14 protein-coding genes are annotated in these 19370 nt (G+C 39.3%); 13 read left to right on the top strand and 1 reads right to left on the bottom strand.

All coding sequences use genetic code 11. From position 1 onward, the window contains the following. Positions 1–151 precede the first annotated feature (151 nt). From SEDOR53_RS0109395 to SEDOR53_RS19485, 11 genes are all read left to right on the top strand, one after another. The gene (locus tag SEDOR53_RS0109395) at positions 152–3382 is read left to right on the top strand and encodes an efflux RND transporter permease subunit (RefSeq protein ID WP_026769497.1); all 3231 of its coding nucleotides are present in this window, start codon (positions 152–154) and stop codon (positions 3380–3382) included. Between the two features lie 77 nt (positions 3383–3459). Then, a complete protein-coding gene (locus SEDOR53_RS0109400; protein WP_026769498.1) occupies positions 3460–4122 on the top strand; it encodes a DUF4136 domain-containing protein in 663 nt (220 codons plus the stop codon). Positions 4123–4217: 95 nt separating this feature from the next. Further along, entirely contained in the window at positions 4218–4628 is a 411-nt protein-coding gene (locus SEDOR53_RS0109405) for a hypothetical protein (RefSeq protein WP_026769499.1), read from the top strand. A 147-nt stretch (positions 4629–4775) separates the two neighbouring features. Continuing rightward, the gene (locus SEDOR53_RS0109410; protein WP_026769500.1) at positions 4776–5426 is read left to right on the top strand and encodes a class I SAM-dependent methyltransferase; all 651 of its coding nucleotides are present in this window, start codon (positions 4776–4778) and stop codon (positions 5424–5426) included. Between the two features lie 18 nt (positions 5427–5444). Beyond that, entirely contained in the window at positions 5445–6014 is a 570-nt protein-coding gene (locus tag SEDOR53_RS0109415; RefSeq protein ID WP_026769501.1) for a DUF2911 domain-containing protein, read from the top strand. 23 nt (positions 6015–6037) lie between these two features. Then, positions 6038–7000, top strand: a complete 963-nt coding sequence (locus tag SEDOR53_RS18560) for a DUF2231 domain-containing protein (RefSeq protein ID WP_051416579.1) — start codon at positions 6038–6040, stop codon at positions 6998–7000. 11 nt (positions 7001–7011) lie between these two features. Continuing rightward, positions 7012–9273, top strand: coding sequence for a multicopper oxidase domain-containing protein (locus tag SEDOR53_RS17610; protein WP_051416580.1), 2262 nt, complete (start codon positions 7012–7014; stop codon positions 9271–9273). Positions 9274–9302: 29 nt separating this feature from the next. Then, the gene (locus tag SEDOR53_RS17615; RefSeq protein ID WP_232214754.1) at positions 9303–11588 is read left to right on the top strand and encodes a copper-translocating P-type ATPase; all 2286 of its coding nucleotides are present in this window, start codon (positions 9303–9305) and stop codon (positions 11586–11588) included. A gap of 19 nt (positions 11589–11607) precedes the next feature. Further along, entirely contained in the window at positions 11608–11937 is a 330-nt protein-coding gene (locus SEDOR53_RS19480) for a DUF6122 family protein (protein ID WP_369751291.1), read from the top strand. An 11-nt stretch (positions 11938–11948) separates the two neighbouring features. After that, a complete protein-coding gene (locus tag SEDOR53_RS0109435) occupies positions 11949–12734 on the top strand; it encodes a hypothetical protein (RefSeq protein WP_026769502.1) in 786 nt (261 codons plus the stop codon). Between the two features lie 436 nt (positions 12735–13170). Continuing rightward, positions 13171–13488 carry a DUF6660 family protein gene (locus SEDOR53_RS19485; RefSeq protein WP_369751292.1) on the top strand — a complete coding sequence of 106 codons (318 nt, stop codon included), beginning with the start codon at positions 13171–13173 and terminating at the stop codon, positions 13486–13488. Positions 13489–13552: 64 nt separating this feature from the next. On the opposite strand, the gene SEDOR53_RS19385 is transcribed toward SEDOR53_RS19485, so the two are convergent. Further along, positions 13553–13681 carry a hypothetical protein gene (locus SEDOR53_RS19385; RefSeq protein ID WP_255346343.1) on the bottom strand — a complete coding sequence of 43 codons (129 nt, stop codon included), beginning with the start codon at positions 13679–13681 and terminating at the stop codon, positions 13553–13555. A gap of 57 nt (positions 13682–13738) precedes the next feature. On the opposite strand from SEDOR53_RS19385, the gene SEDOR53_RS0109455 reads away from it, so the two are divergent. Further along, a complete protein-coding gene (locus tag SEDOR53_RS0109455; RefSeq protein ID WP_026769503.1) occupies positions 13739–18112 on the top strand; it encodes a CusA/CzcA family heavy metal efflux RND transporter in 4374 nt (1457 codons plus the stop codon). Between the two features lie 25 nt (positions 18113–18137). Beyond that, positions 18138–19352, top strand: a complete 1215-nt coding sequence (locus tag SEDOR53_RS0109460; RefSeq protein WP_026769504.1) for an efflux RND transporter periplasmic adaptor subunit — start codon at positions 18138–18140, stop codon at positions 19350–19352. Positions 19353–19370: the final 18 nt, after the last annotated feature.

The following is a 19370-nucleotide window of genomic DNA, read 5'->3' on the forward strand; positions in this document are numbered from 1 at the left end:
AGCCGGCCTGCTGCCCTCTTTCCATTCAGCAGTGATGGAGTTTTTTTCTCAGCAGCAGGCGCCTGTTTGTTATGCGATGCAATAATAATTGACAGAACTAAGCCCGGATATATTACAATTTAAAAATTTAATATTTAATAAATAAATCAAGATGCTTAACAGACTCATACACTTCTCTCTTAAGAACCGTTTACTTGTAGTGGCAATGGCTGCCCTGTTAATGGTGTATGGCGTTTTTACTTTGGTAAACCTGCCTGTAGATGTATTACCAGATTTAAACCGGCCAAGGGTAACTATTTTCCTTGAATCTAATGGTATGTCGCCGGAAGAAATTGAAGCACAGGTTATATTACCTGTTGAAACTTCTTTAAATGGCGCACCGGGAGTAGAAGTAGTAAGGTCAGTGGCATCCCCCGGATTGGGTTTGGTATTTGTAGAGTTTGACTGGAACACAGATATATACCGTGCAAGGCAGTTAACTGCCGAAAAAATACAAACGGTTCAATTACCTAATAAGATTGTGCCTGTAATGGGGCCAATCAGTTCTGTTATGGGGCAATTTATGATGATAGCCGTTTCATCCGATACCACATCCCCTGCAGATTTAAGGACACTTAGTGATTTTGTTATTCGCAGAAGGCTGATGAGTGTTAAAGGTATTGCACAGGTAATTCCCATTGGCGGCGTTCGGATGCAGTACCAGGTTTTAATTTCTCCCGATAAATTACGGCAGTATAATCTATCTGTTGGTGATGTTGACAATGCTTTGCAACTTACCAATATCAATACAACCGGTGGTTTTGTAAATGACAATAAAGGCTCTGAAGTATTGGTTCGTAATCTTGCACGGGCAAATACATTGGAAGATTTGGCCAATACAGTAGTCGCCAATAAAAATGGCGCACCTGTACTTCTTCGCCAACTGGCCGAAGTAAAATTTGGAGGACCAATAAAAAGAGGTGACGGTTCTTTGAATGGCAAACCTGCGGTGATACTCAGCATAGAAAAACAGCCGAATGCAAATACGGTTACACTAACAGCAGAAATCATTAAAGCAATTGATGATGTAAAAAAATCAGTGCCGTCTGATGTAAAGATTAATACTGACGTATTTCAACAAAAACATTTTATTGAAAACTCCCTCACTAATGTTGAAGACGCATTAAGGGATGGATTTATCCTGGTTATTATCATTTTGTTTCTCTTCCTGCTTAATTTCAGAACCACCATCATTACACTCACCGCAATTCCTTTATCACTTATTATCACCGCTATTGTTTTTAAAATGTTTGGGATATCTATCAATACACTTACACTCGGTGGTCTTGCCATTGCCATTGGAGAGTTGGTAGATGATGCAATTGTGGATGTAGAAAATGTATTCCGGCGATTAAAAGAAAACTGGACAAGCCCCAATCCAAGACCGCTTATGAAGGTGATTTATGAAGCCAGCAGTGAGGTAAGAAATTCTATTGTTTACGCCACTATTATCGTGGTACTCGTATTTCTGCCATTGTTTTATCTGCAGGGGATTGAAGGAAAAATATTTGCACCATTGGGTATTGCCTACATCACTTCCATCATAGCTTCTTTAGCCGTGTCACTCACTGTTACACCTGCTTTGTGCAGCTACCTGTTAGGTAAGAAAAGAAATCTCGACCATGTAAATCTTGCATTCTGGAAAGGAAGAAAAAAACACACCCATACATTTGAAGAAGCAGAACAGGAAAAACCTCATGGACGAACGATTGAAGAAGAAGCTCTATACGCATCTTCGCATGATGACAGCACTTTTGTGAAGTTCTTAAAACGGCAGGATATTAAATTACTTAAAATAGGATTAAAACGTCCGAAAATAGTTATTGGAATTGCAATCGCCATGATTGTAGCTTCCATGAGTATCATCCCTTTTTTGGGGACAGAGTTCTTACCCCCATTTAATGAAGGTAGTTTTACCATTAATCTATCGCTGCCGCCAGGAACTTCACTGGAGGAAGCAAACAAAACAGGCAGCATTGCCGAAAAAGAAATTTTAAAAGTTGATGGTGTTCAACTTACTGCACGCCGCACCGGCAGGGCCGAACTGGATGAACATGCCGAACCACCAAGCAATTCTGAAATTGAAGTAGCATTATACCCTGATAAAATTGGTAACAGGGATGAAATACTTGCCCAGATAAGAGAAAGATTATCCGTGTTAAAAGGTGTAACGGTAAATATAGGGCAACCCATTTCTCACCGGCTTGACCATTTACTCTCCGGTGTGCGGGCACAGATTGCCATCAAAATCTTTGGAAATGATTTGGCTGATTTACGCAGTAATGCCGCCAGGCTAAAAGATATTATCAGTACAGTTCCCGGCGCAGTAGATGTACAGGTTGAAAAGCAGGTATTGGTGCCCCAGCTAAGTATAAAAATAGACCGGGCGGCTGTGCAGCGGTATGGATTACAGGTGGGTAAAGTAGCTGAGGATATTGAAATATTTTACAACGGTAAAGTAAGTACCCAGATACTGGATGGTCAAAAAACATTTGATATAGTTTTGCGAACCTCAGACAGCGTAAGAAATAATCTTGATGAAATCGGCAATACGCAAATCGCAACATCAGATGGTTCATTAATTCCACTAAAGCAAGTTGCTCAAATTGAAATGGAAAGCGGTGTCAATTCTGTTTACCACGAAAACACATTACGACGAATTGTAGTTTCGGCCAATGTGCAGGGCAGAGACCTTGGCAGCACAGTAAAAGAAATGCAGCAAAAGGTGAATGAACAATTACAACTGCCGCAGGGGTACTTCTTGCAATGGGGCGGCCAGTTTGAAAGCCAGCAATCAGCTTCAAAGCTTATAACAATACTTAGCATTTTCTCAATTGCTGGTATCTTCCTTGTACTGTACAGCCATTTCAAATCAAGCCGTATTGCGCTTCAAATTATGCTTAATGTGCCTCTGGCGTTGATAGGAAGTGTAGTGGCCGTATTACTCACCGGCGGTGTTTTTTCTATTGCTACAATGGTCGGCTTTATTACACTTACAGGTATCGCATCACGGAATGGTATTATGATGATAAGCCATTACATACACCTGGTACAGCATGAGGGTGAAACATTCAGTGATAAGATGATTATCCGTGGTTCGCTGGAAAGGTTAGTGCCGGTATTAATGACTGCCTTGGTTGCGGCATTAGCCTTAATTCCATTAACGCTGGATGCTACAGCACCGGGAAAAGAAATATTATACCCTGTTGCTACTGTTATACTCGGCGGTTTAATCAGCTCTACTTTATTAGATATGATTGTAACACCTGTTGTGTTCAAACAGTTTGGCAAAAAAGCATTGGATAAATATATAGCTGAACAGAACAAAAAAGATATGGAATAACGGAGATATAAAAGTAAACCCCTTTTTTAAAGGGTGAGTGTTGGTAAACAATTTTGTCAACCTTTAAACTAAAAGTAATGAAATACAGAATTTTCATTTTGTTTCTTGTTACAGCTATTGTATCAGGATGCAGTACTGCTTATAATTTGTCGTATAATGATTACGACCAAACTGTGGATTTCAGCAGATACAAGACATTTTCCTGGATTCCCCATTCCGATAATGATAATACTCCTTATCATAATCAGATTATTTTCAATAATACCATCAATTATTTTTCACATGAACTGGCGGCAAGGGGTATGACTTTAGATAATGACAATCCGGATGTGCTCTTTGAACTCAAAGTAACAGAAAGTAAAAAGAGCAGGACTGAACAGGTTCGTACAACTGTTCCTGCCTATAATTATAATAATGCCTATCAATACAGGGCCATTTCGCCTCACAACCCTTATTATAACGTTAACCCAAGGGCTTACTATTATAACAGGCCATTGAATTACAATTATAACAGCTATACATACGGTTATACTACAAAAACAGTGGAATATATCCGGGGAGCTATAACTGTAAATGTTATTGACAGGAAGCAGAATAAGTTTATTTATACTGCCACAGTGGAAGCCGATTTATACGACCCTTCCACTTTGCAAAGGGAATTGCATCCTGCCGTACATACACTTTTGGAGAATTATCCGGTAAAGCCCCCTGCACCGGCAAAAAAGCAAAGCAGGAGATGACTCTTTACTTATGATAAGTTAAGCACTGGCTGGATATTTCGTCAATTGACATGAATTTGATTTTAAAAACTAAGTATCATTTAAAACTTAAAATTATGAAACAGTTATTTGCATTTCTTGTGATGCTGTTTTCAGCATCCATGCTGTTTGCACAGGATGTAATTACCCTGCGCAGCGGCGAAACCATTAATGGTAAAGTAGCTGAAGTAGGCACAACAGAAATCCGTTATTACAAAGCTGATAATGCTGACGGGCCGGTGTATGCAGCCAGCAAGTCAGATGTGGTGCAGATTGTTTATGCCAATGGCACTAAAGATATTTTTAACACACAGGCTGCCCCCAACCAAAATGCAGTAAATCAAAATTATTCCTGGCGTTATCGCAGGGGATATTACAGGCCGTTTGTATATCCCATCATTATACCGCATATTGATTTGGGGCATCATATTGATTTTGGGCATCACGGCTATAGCGGCCATCACGGAGGTCATGGCGGGCATCATTAATTGTAGAAAACATGGGTCGGAGCCCTGCTTTGTTTGTCCCGTTTTAAAATGGAAAACCTTGAGGGGCAGGGTTTCCGCACCCACCAATTGATAACTCTTTTTAAATCGGATTTAATTCAAGTATTACTTTAAAATAAAGTGATTGTAATGGAGCAAACAAAATTTATACCGGCACTCAGGTTCAAATGGCTTACGCCTTTGTACGATTTCTTTCTCGGCATTACTATGCCTGAGAAAAAAATTAAACAGGTATTGATTTCAAGTGCGGACATCTATGCAAGTGCAAAGCTCCTTGATTTTGGTTGCGGCACTGCTACATTAACTATCATGGCAAAACAATCATCGCCGGAGGCTAAAGTAACAGGCATTGATGTTGATAAAGAGATATTGGTGAAAGCAGCAAAAAAGATAAAAGAAGAAAAGCTGGATGTTTTTTTACTTGATTATGATGGAAAACATTTGCCCTTTCAGCCTAATGCTTTTGACAGGGTCATATCCTGCCTGGTTTTTCATCACCTTGATACTGATGTAAAACAAAATATGCTGGCAGAAATATTCAGGATTTTAAATAAAGATGGACAGTTGACTATTGCAGACTTTGGCCGCTCCAGGTCATGGATTCAAAGAACGCTTTTTAATTTGATTAGGATATTGGATGGCTTTAAATCCACACATGCAAATGCTAAAGGGCTATTACCTGAAATGATTTCGGATGCAGGGTTTGAAAATGTAGTAGTTAAAAAGCGTTTCAAAACCATGTTTGGAGAAGTTCAAATAATCGGTGCAGAAAAAATATAAATACAAATAGATAGTATCATGAAAAAGAAATTTTATTTACTGCTTTTACTAATAGCAACAGCATTTACGGCAACAGCACAGGAACAAAAGAAAGAAGAGGTTTGCTACAATCCCAATTTGGTAAAAGATACCAGCAAGAAAAGTATTAAATCCATGGCTTTTGCTGTAATCCATGGCGACAGTATAAAAATCAATTATCATTCTCCCGGCGTTCGTAAAAGAATAATATGGGGTGGCCTTGTTCCTTATGATGAAGTATGGGTAACAGGTGCACATGATGCCACTACCCTGGAAATGCCAAAGGCATTTGTTATTAATGGTAAAGAAATACCGGCAGGTAAATATGCTTTCTTCACTATCCCTGGTGAAAAGGAATGGACGCTGATAATAAATAAAAACTGGAAACAGCACCTTGCCGCAGAGTATGATGAAAAAGATGATATTATCAGGGTGAAAGTAAAGCCTAAGAAAAGTGAGCATACAGAGCGGTTGCAATATTTTATTGAAACAGGAAAAAGCGAAACTGGCAGGATTGCTGTAGTATGGGAAAAGATAAGAGTTGAGTTTGATTTCAGGTTCTCAAAATAATAGCAGCACTAAAGTAATTTACTATGTTCAAAGACTTTCCTTCATTACATCCATTGGCAGTACATTTTCCTATTGTACTTATTTTATTGGCAGCCGCTTTACAGGCCGTTCTGGTTTGGAAAGACCTGAAGCAGATTAAATGGGTTACACTTGTTATCATAGGCGGTGCTTTCTTTTCATCCCTTGCTGCCAGCACTATCTTTCATGCAGAGCCATCAGTGGATGCTCCCAAAGCGGCTTTGGAGATATTTGAGCAACATGAAAAATATGCTCAATTAACATTATGGATGAGTGGTATTACATTTTTGCTGAAAAGCATCGGTGTATTTTTCAAAATCAACCGGCGTTCATTTGAAATTATAGTGCTGATTGCCGCCATCATCGCTGCTGTTTTTTTATCCATTGCGGGGCATCATGGAGCAAAACTTACCCATGTGGCTGGTGTGGGCCCAATGGGCAAATATTTAATGAAAGGTCATGGTGAGGGTGGAGATATGGAAGACATGAAGGATATGGATATGAAGAATGATAGCTCCATGAAAATGACCGATACCATGCCCGGTATGAACAACATGGATAAAATGCCGGGAATGGATAACATGAAAAAGGACTCGTCCATGAATATGAAAAGCATGAAGGACATGACCATGCCCGGTATGGATAAAAACGCAGGCATGAAAGATATGAAGGGTATGAAAGGTATGAAAGGTATGGATAAGATGAAGGACATGAAGAATATGTCTGGCATGGATAAAATGAAAGACATGAAGGATATGAAAATGGATTCTTCCATGAACATGAAAGATATGAACAACATGCCGGGAATGGATAAGATGAAAATGGACTCATCCGGTAATATGAAAGACATGAATAACATGCCTGGTATGGACAACATGAAAATGCCTGCAAAAAACCCGATGGACACATTGCGTTTTCCCGACAATAACCCGGCTCGTAAAAAGAATTATAAGCAGCATAAACAATAAATGATTTACACATGAAGAAACTGCTTTCACTTGTATTACTGATTCCGTTTTGCACTATTGCACAGATGAAACACTCCATGCCAGGAGCAATAGGCAGCGGAGAGAAAAAAATTACATCATACAATTTCCCTTTAAAGGAAACCCAACTTGTACCAGAAGAAAATTATAAGGGAAAGAAAGTGGAGTACGACCTGTATGTAACCGACACGATGGTAAACTTTACCGGCAAACACCGTCATGCTATTGCTATTAACGGACAGATTCCGGCCCCCATTCTTGAATTTACCGAAGGCGATACTGCTATTATCAGAGTGCACAACATGATGAAGATGGAAACATCAATTCACTGGCATGGCATATTATTGCCTAACAAAGAAGATGGTGTTCCTTATTTAACAACTTCCCCTTTGGAAGCTGGCAAAACCTATACTTTCACTTTTCCATTGATACAAAGCGGCACTTACTGGTATCACTCCCACACTATGTTGCAGGAACAAAGTGGTCTGTATGGTTCTATTGTAATTCACCCTGCCCAACCAGAACCTGAACTAAAGGAATATGTTTTACTATTATCAGACTGGACAGATGAGAACCCACATCAGGTGATGCGTTACCTGAAACGTGGTGGCGAATGGTATGCTATTAAAAAAGGTGCATTGCAAAGCTATGGAGAAGCAATTGCTGCAGGCGCATTCAAAGATAAACTCAAACAGGAATGGCAGCGTATGCCCGCTATGGATGTATCTGATGTTTATTACAACAAATTCTTACTGAACGGCCAGGAAACAAATGAATTTAAAGATGCAAAGCCGGGAGAAATAATACGGCTGCGGATTATTAACGGTTCCGCCTCTACATATTTCAACCTGCAATATGCAAATAGCTATATGCGGATAATTGCTGCCGATGGTATTAATGTTACGCCGGTTAATGTAAATAAACTTGAAATCGCTATTGCAGAAACCTATGATGTATTGATTACTGTACCCGAATCTGGCGCCGCTGAGCTTCGGGCTACTTCATGGGATGTAACAGGATACTCATCTGCTTATTTCGGTAACGGCCCTGTTATTAAAGCCCCTGATATTCCAAGGCTGAATTATTTTAAAATGATGAAGGAAATGAGCAGCATGAATATGAAAGTGATGGACATGGGCAACATGCAGGGTATGGATATGAAAAATATGAATATGCCCAACGATACTGCATCGCCAAAAAAGGAAATGGATATGAATAGTATGGAGGCCATGAAGATGAGTGATATGGCTGGCATGGATATGAAAATGGAAATGCCGGGTGAATTTAATTACAATATGTTGAGAGCACTGCATCCAACTACTTTAGATTCTTCGTTAAAGCCACGGGAAGTAAAACTCACACTTACCGGCAATATGCTGCGGTATGTTTGGTCATTTGATTTTAAGACATTATCTGTTGCTGATAAAATACTTATCCGAAAGGGTGAAAAGGTAAGGTTTGTATTAACCAATAATACCATGATGCGCCACCCCTTGCATTTGCATGGGCACTTCTTCCGTTTCATTAATGTACAGGGTGAGTATTCACCTATGAAACACACATTTGATATTAAACCAATGGAAACTGTTACTATTGAGTTTGATGCCAACGAAGAGCAGGACTGGTTTTTTCATTGCCATATTTTATACCACATGATGGCAGGTATGGCACGGATTGTAAGCTATGACGGAAGCGAACAAAATGAATTTGCAAAAACCGGATACCGGAAATTAAAGAAAGAAGATAATGTTCTTTATCCCTGGTATGATTTATCAGTGCATTCACAGGGGGCATGGTTAAGTGGAAATATTTCCAACAATAAAACGGCACTGGAATTTGAAGGCAGGGCAAGCTGGAAGGGGAATTACGAGACGGAAACACATTTACTTCGCTATTTGGACAAAAAACAATACCTCGCTTTTTATGTAGGATATGATTATCGAAAAAATAAAACGCTGCCATTAGCAAATAAACCTAATTCAAAAGATAACCGCAGGGTTTTTGATGCTGGCTTTTACTATTTATTACCAATGCTTATCCGTTCTGAATGGAGAATTGACCACACCGGTCGTTTAAGGCTGCAATTGGAGAGAAGAGATTTACCCCTGAGCAATAATTTCTTTTTTGATTTCAGGGTAAATACTGACAAGGAGTATAATGTTGCGGCAAGATATATGATTGCCAAATCGTTTTCCATCAGTACAAATTATGACAGCGATTATAAATGGGGAATTGGGTTGACATGGCACTATTGAATTTTTTAGATAACGTATAAATAAGTTTTATGGAACATAATCACCACAACCAACAGCTATACACCTGCCCGATGCATCCTGAAATTGTGAAAAATGAACCCGGCAGTTGTCCCAAATGCGGAATGAGCCTCGTTGCTGTTAATGCAAAAGAGGAAGAACATTCTCCTTCGCCCCATCAACATTCAGAATATATTAATGAAGAACACTCTTCTAATACAAAATATATTCCGCCTGTTGCGGAGATGCAAAACACACAAGGGTTTCAGAAATACACCTGTCCTATGCACCCGCAAATAATACAGGATAATCCCGGCAAATGCCCTTTGTGTGGGATGACACTTGTACCACTAACTAAACCAGGTGCACATAACGGATATGAAGCTCATGCATCCGGCATAGCGGATTTTAAAAAACGATTCTATATTGTTTTAGTGCTGACCATACCAATCATGTTATTATCAGAAATGATACAGCATTGGCTGAATATTCATATCAGTTTCCCCGGTTCAAAATATGTATTGCTCGTTTTATCATCTCTCGTATTCTTTTATGGTGGCTGGCCTTTTTTGAAAGGATTGATTGGAGAAATGCGGGCCAAGAATCCCGGTATGATGACATTGGTAGCATTTGCCATTTCAGTAGCATATATCTACAGTGTGGCAACTGTGTTTGGATTGAAAGGCATGGATTTCTTTTGGGAACTGGCCACATTGATTTTAATAATGCTGCTGGGCCACTGGATAGAAATGAAATCTGTGGCCGGTGCATCAAGGGAACTTGAATTATTAGTACAGTTAATGCCCGATGATGCACATTTGGTAAAAGGAGATAATGTAACCGATGTAAAAACAGAATCGCTGAAAGAAAATGATGTGATACTTATCAAACCCGGCGAGAAGGTTGCCGCAGATGGTATTATTGCAGATGGCGAAAGTTATCTTAACGAATCAATGCTTACAGGTGAATCAAAACCAGTTGAAAAAACAAAGGGCGACAAAGTAATTGCAGGTTCTATCAATGGCAATGGAGCTATAAAAGTCTCTGTATCACATGGAGCCAAGGATTCTTATTTGTCGCAGGTAATAAAGCTGGTACAGGATGCTCAAAAATCAAAATCCAAAACACAGCTAATCGCAGACAGGGCGGCAAGATGGCTTACTCTGATTGCTATTGTAGCAGGCATTACCACATTTCTTGTCTGGTATTTATCCGGAAAGGATTTGGCATTCTCTATTGAACGGATGGTAACTGTTATTGTGATTTGCTGTCCCCATGCATTAGGATTAGCAGTGCCATTGGTGGTAGCGAAATCAACTGCCTTATCAGCAAAACATGGTTTATTGATAAAGAACAGAACGGCGTTTGAAAACGCAAGAAAGATAACTACCCTGGTATTTGATAAAACAGGAACGCTGACAGTTGGTAAGTTTCAGGTGGTGCGGTATGTAACGCATAATGATAAATACACCCAGGAACAAATACTCAAATACGCAGCAGCACTTGAACAAAATTCAGAACATCCTATAGCAACCGGCATAACCGCCAAAGCAAAAGAACTGAATCTTGAACTTCCTGCTGTTACTGGATTTGAAGCAATAACCGGTAAGGGTATAGCAGGTATCATTGACAAAAAAGATATTATGGTAGTAAGCCCGGGATACCTGCAGGAAAAATTTACTTTTCTTACAAAAGACAGTGCTGTAAAAGCGGAGGAAACATTAGTCTTTGTATTAATTGATGATGATATTGCCGGCTCCATTGCACTGGCTGATGAAATAAGACCTGAATCAGCAGAAGCAATTAAAACATTGCATGAAAATAATATCAAGGCAATCTTATTAACCGGCGATAATGCAACTGTGGCAAAAGGTGTAAGTGAACGATTAGGCATGGACAGTTTTTTTGCTGAAGTATTACCGCATCAGAAATTAGAGAAAATAAAGGAGCTGCAAAATAAAGGCGAATACGTTGCTATGACAGGTGATGGTGTAAACGATGCCCCGGCACTGGCACAGGCCAATGTAGGAATTGCAGTAGGTTCCGGTTCTGATATTGCCGCCGAAACAGCAGGGATTGTATTGGTTAACAGCAATCCTAAAGACGTTGTTTCATTGATTCAGTTTGGTAAAGCCACTTACAAAAAGATGATGCAGAATTTAATGTGGGCCACAGGTTACAATGTAGTGGCTTTACCACTGGCGGCAGGTGTGTTATATAAAATGGGAATTTTATTAAGTCCTGCTGCCGGTGCTGTATTAATGAGTATAAGCACAGTTGTGGTAGCTATTAATGCAAGTCTGTTGAAAGTAAAATAACGATAGCTAATAGAAAAGAATGGAAATTATTCAGAGGGTTATTCATTATTTTCTTCATTTTGGTTTTCCCTTAGTGATAGCCTTTGTCTTTTTCAGAGAAAGATGGAAACAAGCTTACCTTATATTATTGTTAACAATGTTGATAGATGCCGACCATTTATTAGCAATCCCTTTTTATCATCCCTGCCGCTGCAGTATTGGCTTTCATCCGTTGCACAGTTATATCGCAATAATGATATATACCTTGCTGATTTTATTTCCCAAATTCCGTGTCATATCAATCGGACTATTAATGCACATGGCTACTGACTACATTGATTGTATTTTTATTACTCATAATTGTAACTAATATTATAGTTTATGGCAAAAAGCAAACACTACTACATACGAAAAGCTCACCGCTGGCTGGGCGTTATTTTAGGCATCCAGTTTTTATTATGGACAATTGGCGGCCTGTATTTCAGTTGGAGCAATATGGATGAAGTACATGGTGATTTTCAAAAAAAGAATGCGCCGTTACTATCTTCTAATATCTCACTGGTTAGTCCTACGATGGTTCTTGATACCATAAAGAAAGTTCATCGCATTGATTCAGTTGTATCAATTCAATTGATTGAAATTTTGGGTAAGCCTTTTTACCAGGTTCGTTGTATAAGTGCCATTCACAACGAGGCAAATCATCAGCATGACATCCAATCCATGAATCATCTGGCTGATGCAATTACTGGTCAACTTCGTGGCCCATTGACAAAAGAAGAAGCAGTTGATGTAGCCAAAATGAGATTTAACGGTGAACCAAAAGTAAAATCAGTTGAATATTTAACAGGCACAAATGGTCATCATGAATACAGGGAAAGCCCACTGCCTGCTTATGCCATCACCTTTGAACACCCATCAAAAACCACTGTTTATGTTGCCAGTGAATTAGGAACCATTCAAAAGTTCAGAAATAATAAATGGCGCATATTTGATTTTCTTTGGATGATGCATACCATGGATTATGAAAGCAGGGACCATATTGGTAACTGGCTGCTTCGGGCATTTTCCATTTTCGGGTTGGTAACAGTGATAAGTGGGTTTGCATTGTTTTTTGTAAGTATCAAACGTAGAAAGAAAAAGGTTACCAATTTCCCATCGCTGAATTAACATCAATGTTCAGGATATTTGTTATGTTCCATAAATAAATATTGCAAACAAATAGATTGGACTGAAGATTATTGAAACAATTATATTCTGTAAATAATTATTTAAACTTCTGTGAGCATTTCAAGAACGAAGAAGAGTAATAAAAACAAAAGGGTTAAGAGCAAAAAGCCAATTCCAAAGGTTCTGAAATATGCCCTCTGGATTATTCTTGCTCTTTTTATTCTTGCAATTTTTGCTCTTGTCATGCTTCTGCAAAACATTCATATTGAAAAATAATAAAGGCTGACACTATCCAATCCGAGGGTATTTTTGGGTTTTAAAAATAGTCGGCAAACTATGATTTAAAGCTGCTTAAAGGCCTGATTTGCAACAATATTGCTAAATAATACATTGCAAGGTGTGTAAATTGCAACAAAACATCCTATTTTTGCAACCAATGAAATTATTCTTCTCAATATTGTCTTTGGCAATGCTTTACATTTCCTGCCTGCCTTGTGGCGACAGGAATGAATGTAATGTCAGGACAGAAGCAAAAATTTCAGCTACCGATAACCACCAGCAGCATAAGCATAATACAGAAGCCTGTTCCCCATTTTGCTCATGTTCCTGTTGTGCAGCTTCAGCATTTTATTCTCCTTTCTCTAAGGCACAGATAAATAAAATTGAATTTCAATCGGAGAAATATCCCCTCTACAATGTAGCGTTCAGCACAGAAGCTCAAAATAGCATCTGGCAGCCTCCCAAACTTTCTTAACCTCCCTCCTTTATTGAATTTGCTGTAAGTCATTTATTGGCTTATTCAGCTATTGTATCATTCATTACCACTGCTGGCCCATGGCCACAACAAAAAAAGCTATAAAAGGCAAAAAGAGAAAACAGCCTTTATCAATTAGAATAATTAAAACCATTCTTATTGTAATTGCCTGCGCTATTCTTCTTGCAGCCATTGTGGAAAGAATTATTCATTTCTTCAGGTATCATCTATAACCAAACAGAATTAAGACATGCTCAATAAAATCATTCAATTCTCCATAAAAAATAAATTGGTCATTGGCCTTTTTACACTGGCCTTAATAATATGGGGCGTTTATTCGGCCAAAAAATTACCGATTGATGCTGTGCCTGATATTACCAATAACCAGGTACAAATCATTACTATCAGCCCATCACTCGCTGCACAGGAAGTAGAACAGTTGATTTCCTTTCCGGTGGAACAAACGATGGCCACTATTCCCGAAATCAAAGAAATCCGTTCTATTTCAAGATTTGGGTTATCAGTTGTTACCGTCGTATTTCACGATGATGCAAATATTTATTGGGCCCGTCAGCAGGTTGGTGAACGGCTTATAGAAGCCCGTAACCAAATACCCAATAATATCGGTAACCCTGAAATGGCTCCTATCTCCACCGGATTGGGTGAAATTTATCAATATGTTTTACATGCAAAAAAAGGGTATGAAGATAAATACAATGCCATGTCGCTACGTACAATTCAGGACTGGATTGTGCGTCGTCAGTTGCTTGGCACCCCCGGTATTGCTGATGTAAGCAGCTTCGGCGGCCTGTTAAAGCAATATGAAATTGCATTGAATACTGATAAGCTTCGCAGCTATAATTTATCCATAGCAGATGTATTTAAGGCCCTCGAAAAGAATAATCAAAATACCGGCGGTGCATATATAGATAGAAAACCAAACGCCTACTTTATCCGCAGCGAAGGCTTTATTAAAACCATCACCGATATAGAAAAAATAGTTGTTACAAGAACTTCAGGCGGAGCACCGGTGCTTGTAAGAGATATTGCAACGGTACAACTTGGTCATGCTACCCAATATGGAGCATTAACCCGTAATGCAGAAGGAGAAGTAGTTGGCGGCATTGTATTGATGTTGAAAGGAGCAAATTCCAGTATTGTAATTAACAGTGTAAAAGATAAAATAATTCAAATTCAAAAAAGCTTGCCTGAAGGTGTAGTCATTGAACCCTTCCTTGACAGAAGTGCTTTAGTCAGCAGGGCGATTGGAACTGTGAAAACTAACCTTATTGAAGGCGCCTTGATTGTAATTTTTGTATTGGTGGTTTTCCTTGGCAATATCCGTTCGGGGTTGATAGTGGCTTCAGTAATTCCGCTTGCTATGCTTTTCGCTATTGCGTTGATGAACCTGTTTGGTGTGTCGGGAAATCTTATGAGTTTAGGTGCTATTGACTTTGGGTTAATTGTAGATGGTGCTGTGATTATTGTGGAAGCAACCATGCATCAGTTGGGCCATCGAAAGCCCGGAAGAATGACACAAGACCAATTGGATGATGAAGTATATAAATCAGCAGGTAAAATGATGAATTCTGCTGCATTTGGTCAAATCATCATATTGATTGTATATCTGCCTATTCTTGCATTGGTTGGCATTGAAGGAAAAATGTTTGGCCCGATGGCACAAACAGTTTCATTTGCCATACTTGGTGCATTCCTGCTTTCACTTACTTATGTACCCATGATGAGTGCCCTTGTATTAAGCAAAAAAATAAGCCACAAGGAAAATCTTTCTGATAAAATGATGAAGTTTTTCCAACGGCTTTATACCCCATTAATACGTGGCGCATTAAAGATGAAATTGCTGGTGGTGAGTATTGCTGTGGGAGTATTTGTAATCAGCCTTATCATTTTTAAAACATTAGGTGGTGAATTTATTCCCACACTGGAAGAAGGAGATTTTGCCGTGGAAACAAGGTTATTGACGGGCAGTTCCTTAAGCCAGACAATTGATAAAATAACCCAGGCTTCGGACTTACTGATGAAAAAATTTCCCGAAGTAAAAGAAGTGATAGGAAAAATTGGCGCTTCTGAAATACCTACCGACCCTATGCCCATAGAAGCATGTGACATTACTATTCTTTTAAAAAATAAAAAAGAATGGACCAGTGCACATAACCGGGAAGAATTGGCCGAACTGATGCAAAAGGAACTGGAAAAAATTCCCGGTGTTTCTTATGGGTTGTCTCAACCCATCCAGCTTCGTTTTAATGAATTGATTTCAGGTGTGCGCCAGGATGTGGGTATTAAAATATTTGGAGAAGACCTTGATGTACTGGCTGACCTGGCAAAAAAAATCGGTGTGATTGTACCTACGGTAAAAGGTGCAGAAGATTTATATGTAGAACAGGTAACCGGGCTTCCACAGATTGTTGTTAAACTAAACAGGGATAAGATTGCTCAGTTTGGTCTGAATGTAGAAGATGTAAACCGCACCATCAGCGCTGCATTTGCCGGGGAAGCTGCAGGTATTGTTTATGAAGGTGAAAAACGGTTTGATATGGTGGTGAGGTTAGAAAAGACAGGCCGTCAGAATATTGATGATGTAAAAGGATTGTTTGTTGCAGCACCTGATGGTAACCAGATTCCACTGGAACAGGTAGCCGATGTCAATTTGCAGTTAGGCCCTAACCAGATACAACGGGAAGATGCAAAGCGCAGAATAATTGTAGGCTTCAATACAAGGGGCCGTGACATTTCATCGGTTGTAAAGGAGATTCAGGAAAAAATTGACAAACAGGTAAAACTTCCCCCTGGCTATTTTATTACTTATGGCGGACAGTTTAAGAATCTTGAAGAGGCTAACAAAAGATTATCTGTTGCTGTCCCTGTGGCATTAGCATTAATTCTTCTGCTTCTCTTCTTTACGTTCGGTTCAATCAAATATTCCTTACTCATTTTTACAGCTATACCCATGAGTGCAATAGGTGGTGTATTTGCCTTATGGTTCCGGGGTATGCCATTCAGCATTTCGGCAGGTGTTGGTTTTATTGCGTTGTTTGGTGTGGCGGTATTAAATGGTATTGTACTTATCAGCGAGTTCAACAGGTTAAAAAAGGAAGGCATGACAGATATAAATGCAATTATCCTAAAAGGAACGTCGGTGAGGTTAAGACCAGTATTAATGACCGCAACAGTTGCTTCATTAGGCTTTTTGCCAATGGCATTATCTACAGGTTCCGGGGCAGAAGTACAAAAACCGTTAGCAACAGTTGTAATCGGCGGTTTGATTACGGCTACTTTTCTTACGTTGGTAGTCTTGCCGGTATTATACACCTGGTTTGAAAGAATAAAACCAAAAGCAAAAAAAATATCTGCTGCTAAACACTTCCCCTCATTAATTCTCCTGTTCCTGGCTTCATCATTTGCTGCAAATGCACAACAACCAAAGACAGTGATAAACCTTAATGATGCTGTTACATCAGCCATGAAGAATAATCCGTTAGTTAAAGTAGGAACGCTGGATATTGGCTACCAGCAACAGTTGAAAAAAACAGTAAAGGATTACGGCAAAACAAATGTGGGACTCACCTTTGGCCAGTATAACAGCCGTATTGCCTACGATAATAATTTCAGTATTAATCAGGGCATACCCAATCCGGCTTACTTCAAAAGCCTCATACGTCTGTCAGAATCCAATATCAAAAGCAGTGAGCTTCAGTTGAAAGTTTATCAAACTGAACTGGCTGCAAATACAAAGACATCTTACTACCAGTTAAGTTTTTGGATAGAGGAAATACGGCTGTTAAAAGAACTGCTGGCTATCTACGAAAATGTATTGAAGGCATCAGCGTTGCGGTATAAAACAGGTGAAACAAATGCACTGGAAAATTACAATGCTGAAAGCAAGGTAAATGAGATAAAGGCACAATTGAGAAATGCGGAAGAGGATTACCGCATTGAATTAAACCGGCTAAAAGTCTTTACTGCTGATTCTTCTGTTACTGCCATTGCCGATACTTTACTTGTTGAAAAGCAGATACAGGTAACTTTTGATACCGCTGCCATTGCTGCCAATCCCACACTTGCCTTTATTAAACAGCAGATTGATATTGCAAGCAGGGAGAAAGCTGTTGAGCAGTCAAGATTAAAACCTGATTTCTCGGTGGGCTATTTCAATCAGTCTTTAGTAGGTTATCAAACCGTAAACGGCGCTGATAAATACTATGGCGTTGGCCACCGTTTCCAGGGTGTTAATTTGGGCATCAGCATTCCCATATTTGCCAGGGCGCAAAAAGAAAAAGTAAAAGCGGCAGAAGTAAACCGTGTACGCCGTGAAGCAGAGCTGACCAATTACCAATACAACCTGCAGGCTGAACTGACAAGGCTGTTTGGCGAATTGCAGAAACAAAGAGTTCAACTCAACTACTATCGCAATACAGCTTTGCCGCAGGCCAATCTCATTATTACGCAGGCGCAAAAAGCTTTTACTGCCGGTGAAATCGGTTATTATGAATTAACACAATCACTCAACAATGCTGTTGTTGTAAAACAGGAATACACCAAACTCTTAAACCAATACAATCAAACCGTCATTGCTATCGAATTTATCGGCGGCATCAATTAATTAAAACGGGTTAAATAATAATATTATGAAACAGAAATTTTTAGGTTCACTTGTTATACTCACTACCGCCATTATATGGCTTTCATCCTGCTCTTCTAAAGGCAATGAAGAATCTGCCCCGGCAGAAGAAACGAAAACTGAAGCGGCGGATATGGTGGATTTGTCGGAAGACCAGTTCAAAACAGTAAACATACAGTACGGCGCTATAGAAGATAAAAACCTCAGTAGCGTTATCAGGGCATCGGGAGTACTGGATGTTCCTCCACAACAACTATTAACTGTTTCTTCTCCCTATGGGGGCACTTTAAAAAGTACGGATTTACTACAGGGTAAACCAGTAGTAAAAGGCGAAGTAATAGCAGTACTTGAAAATCCTGAATTTATCCAGCTTCAGCAGGATTATCTGGATTATAAGAGTCAGCTGGTATATCTGAAAGAAGAATTTGAAAGGCAACAGGAATTAGCAAAGGAAAATGTAAATGCCAAAAAAACATTGCAAAAAGCGAGTAGCGAGTACAACAGTATGATGGCAAGAGTGCAGGGCTTAAAATCAAAGCTGCAACTCATCAATATTAATCCTGATAAGATTAATTCCGGAAACATCTCAGGCAGGGCAAATATTTATGCGCCTATATCAGGCTATGTTACTAAGGTACTGGTGAACATAGGCAAGTTTGTAAACGCTAACCAGGAGCTATTTGAAATTGTAGATACCCGTCACCTTCATGCGGAGCTTATCATTTTTGAAAAAGATGTTCCCAAATTGAAAATAGGCCAGAAAATCCGTTTTGTGTTGAATAATGAAACAAAGGAACGATTTGCAGAAGTGCATTTAATTGGCCGTGAAATCAGTGCTGAAAGAACAGTTCGGGTGCATGGACACCTGTTACAGGAGGATAAAAATTTATTACCGGGTATGTACCTGAAAGGAATAGTAGAAACAGGTGTTGCTACCACGACCGCCTTGCCTGATAAAGCGATTGTGCAATCAGCAGGTAAGTCTTACATTTTTATTGCAGCAGATGAAACAAAAGAAGAAACCAAACCTGCTGATGGTAAAAAGGATGAGGCTACTGAAAAGCATATTCCGTTTAAGAGAATTGAAGTAACAACCGGTGTTTCGGAAAATGGTTATACGGAAGTGATATTACCGGAGGGGTTTAACAGAAATAGCAAGGTTGTAATTAACGGGGCTTATGATTTATTATCAAAGATGAATAATGTGGAGGAAGAAGAATAAAAATTTATATGGGTCGGA

The sequence above is a fragment of the Asinibacterium sp. OR53 genome (genome assembly GCF_000515315.1).
In the GTDB taxonomy this organism is placed as follows: domain Bacteria; phylum Bacteroidota; class Bacteroidia; order Chitinophagales; family Chitinophagaceae; genus Sediminibacterium.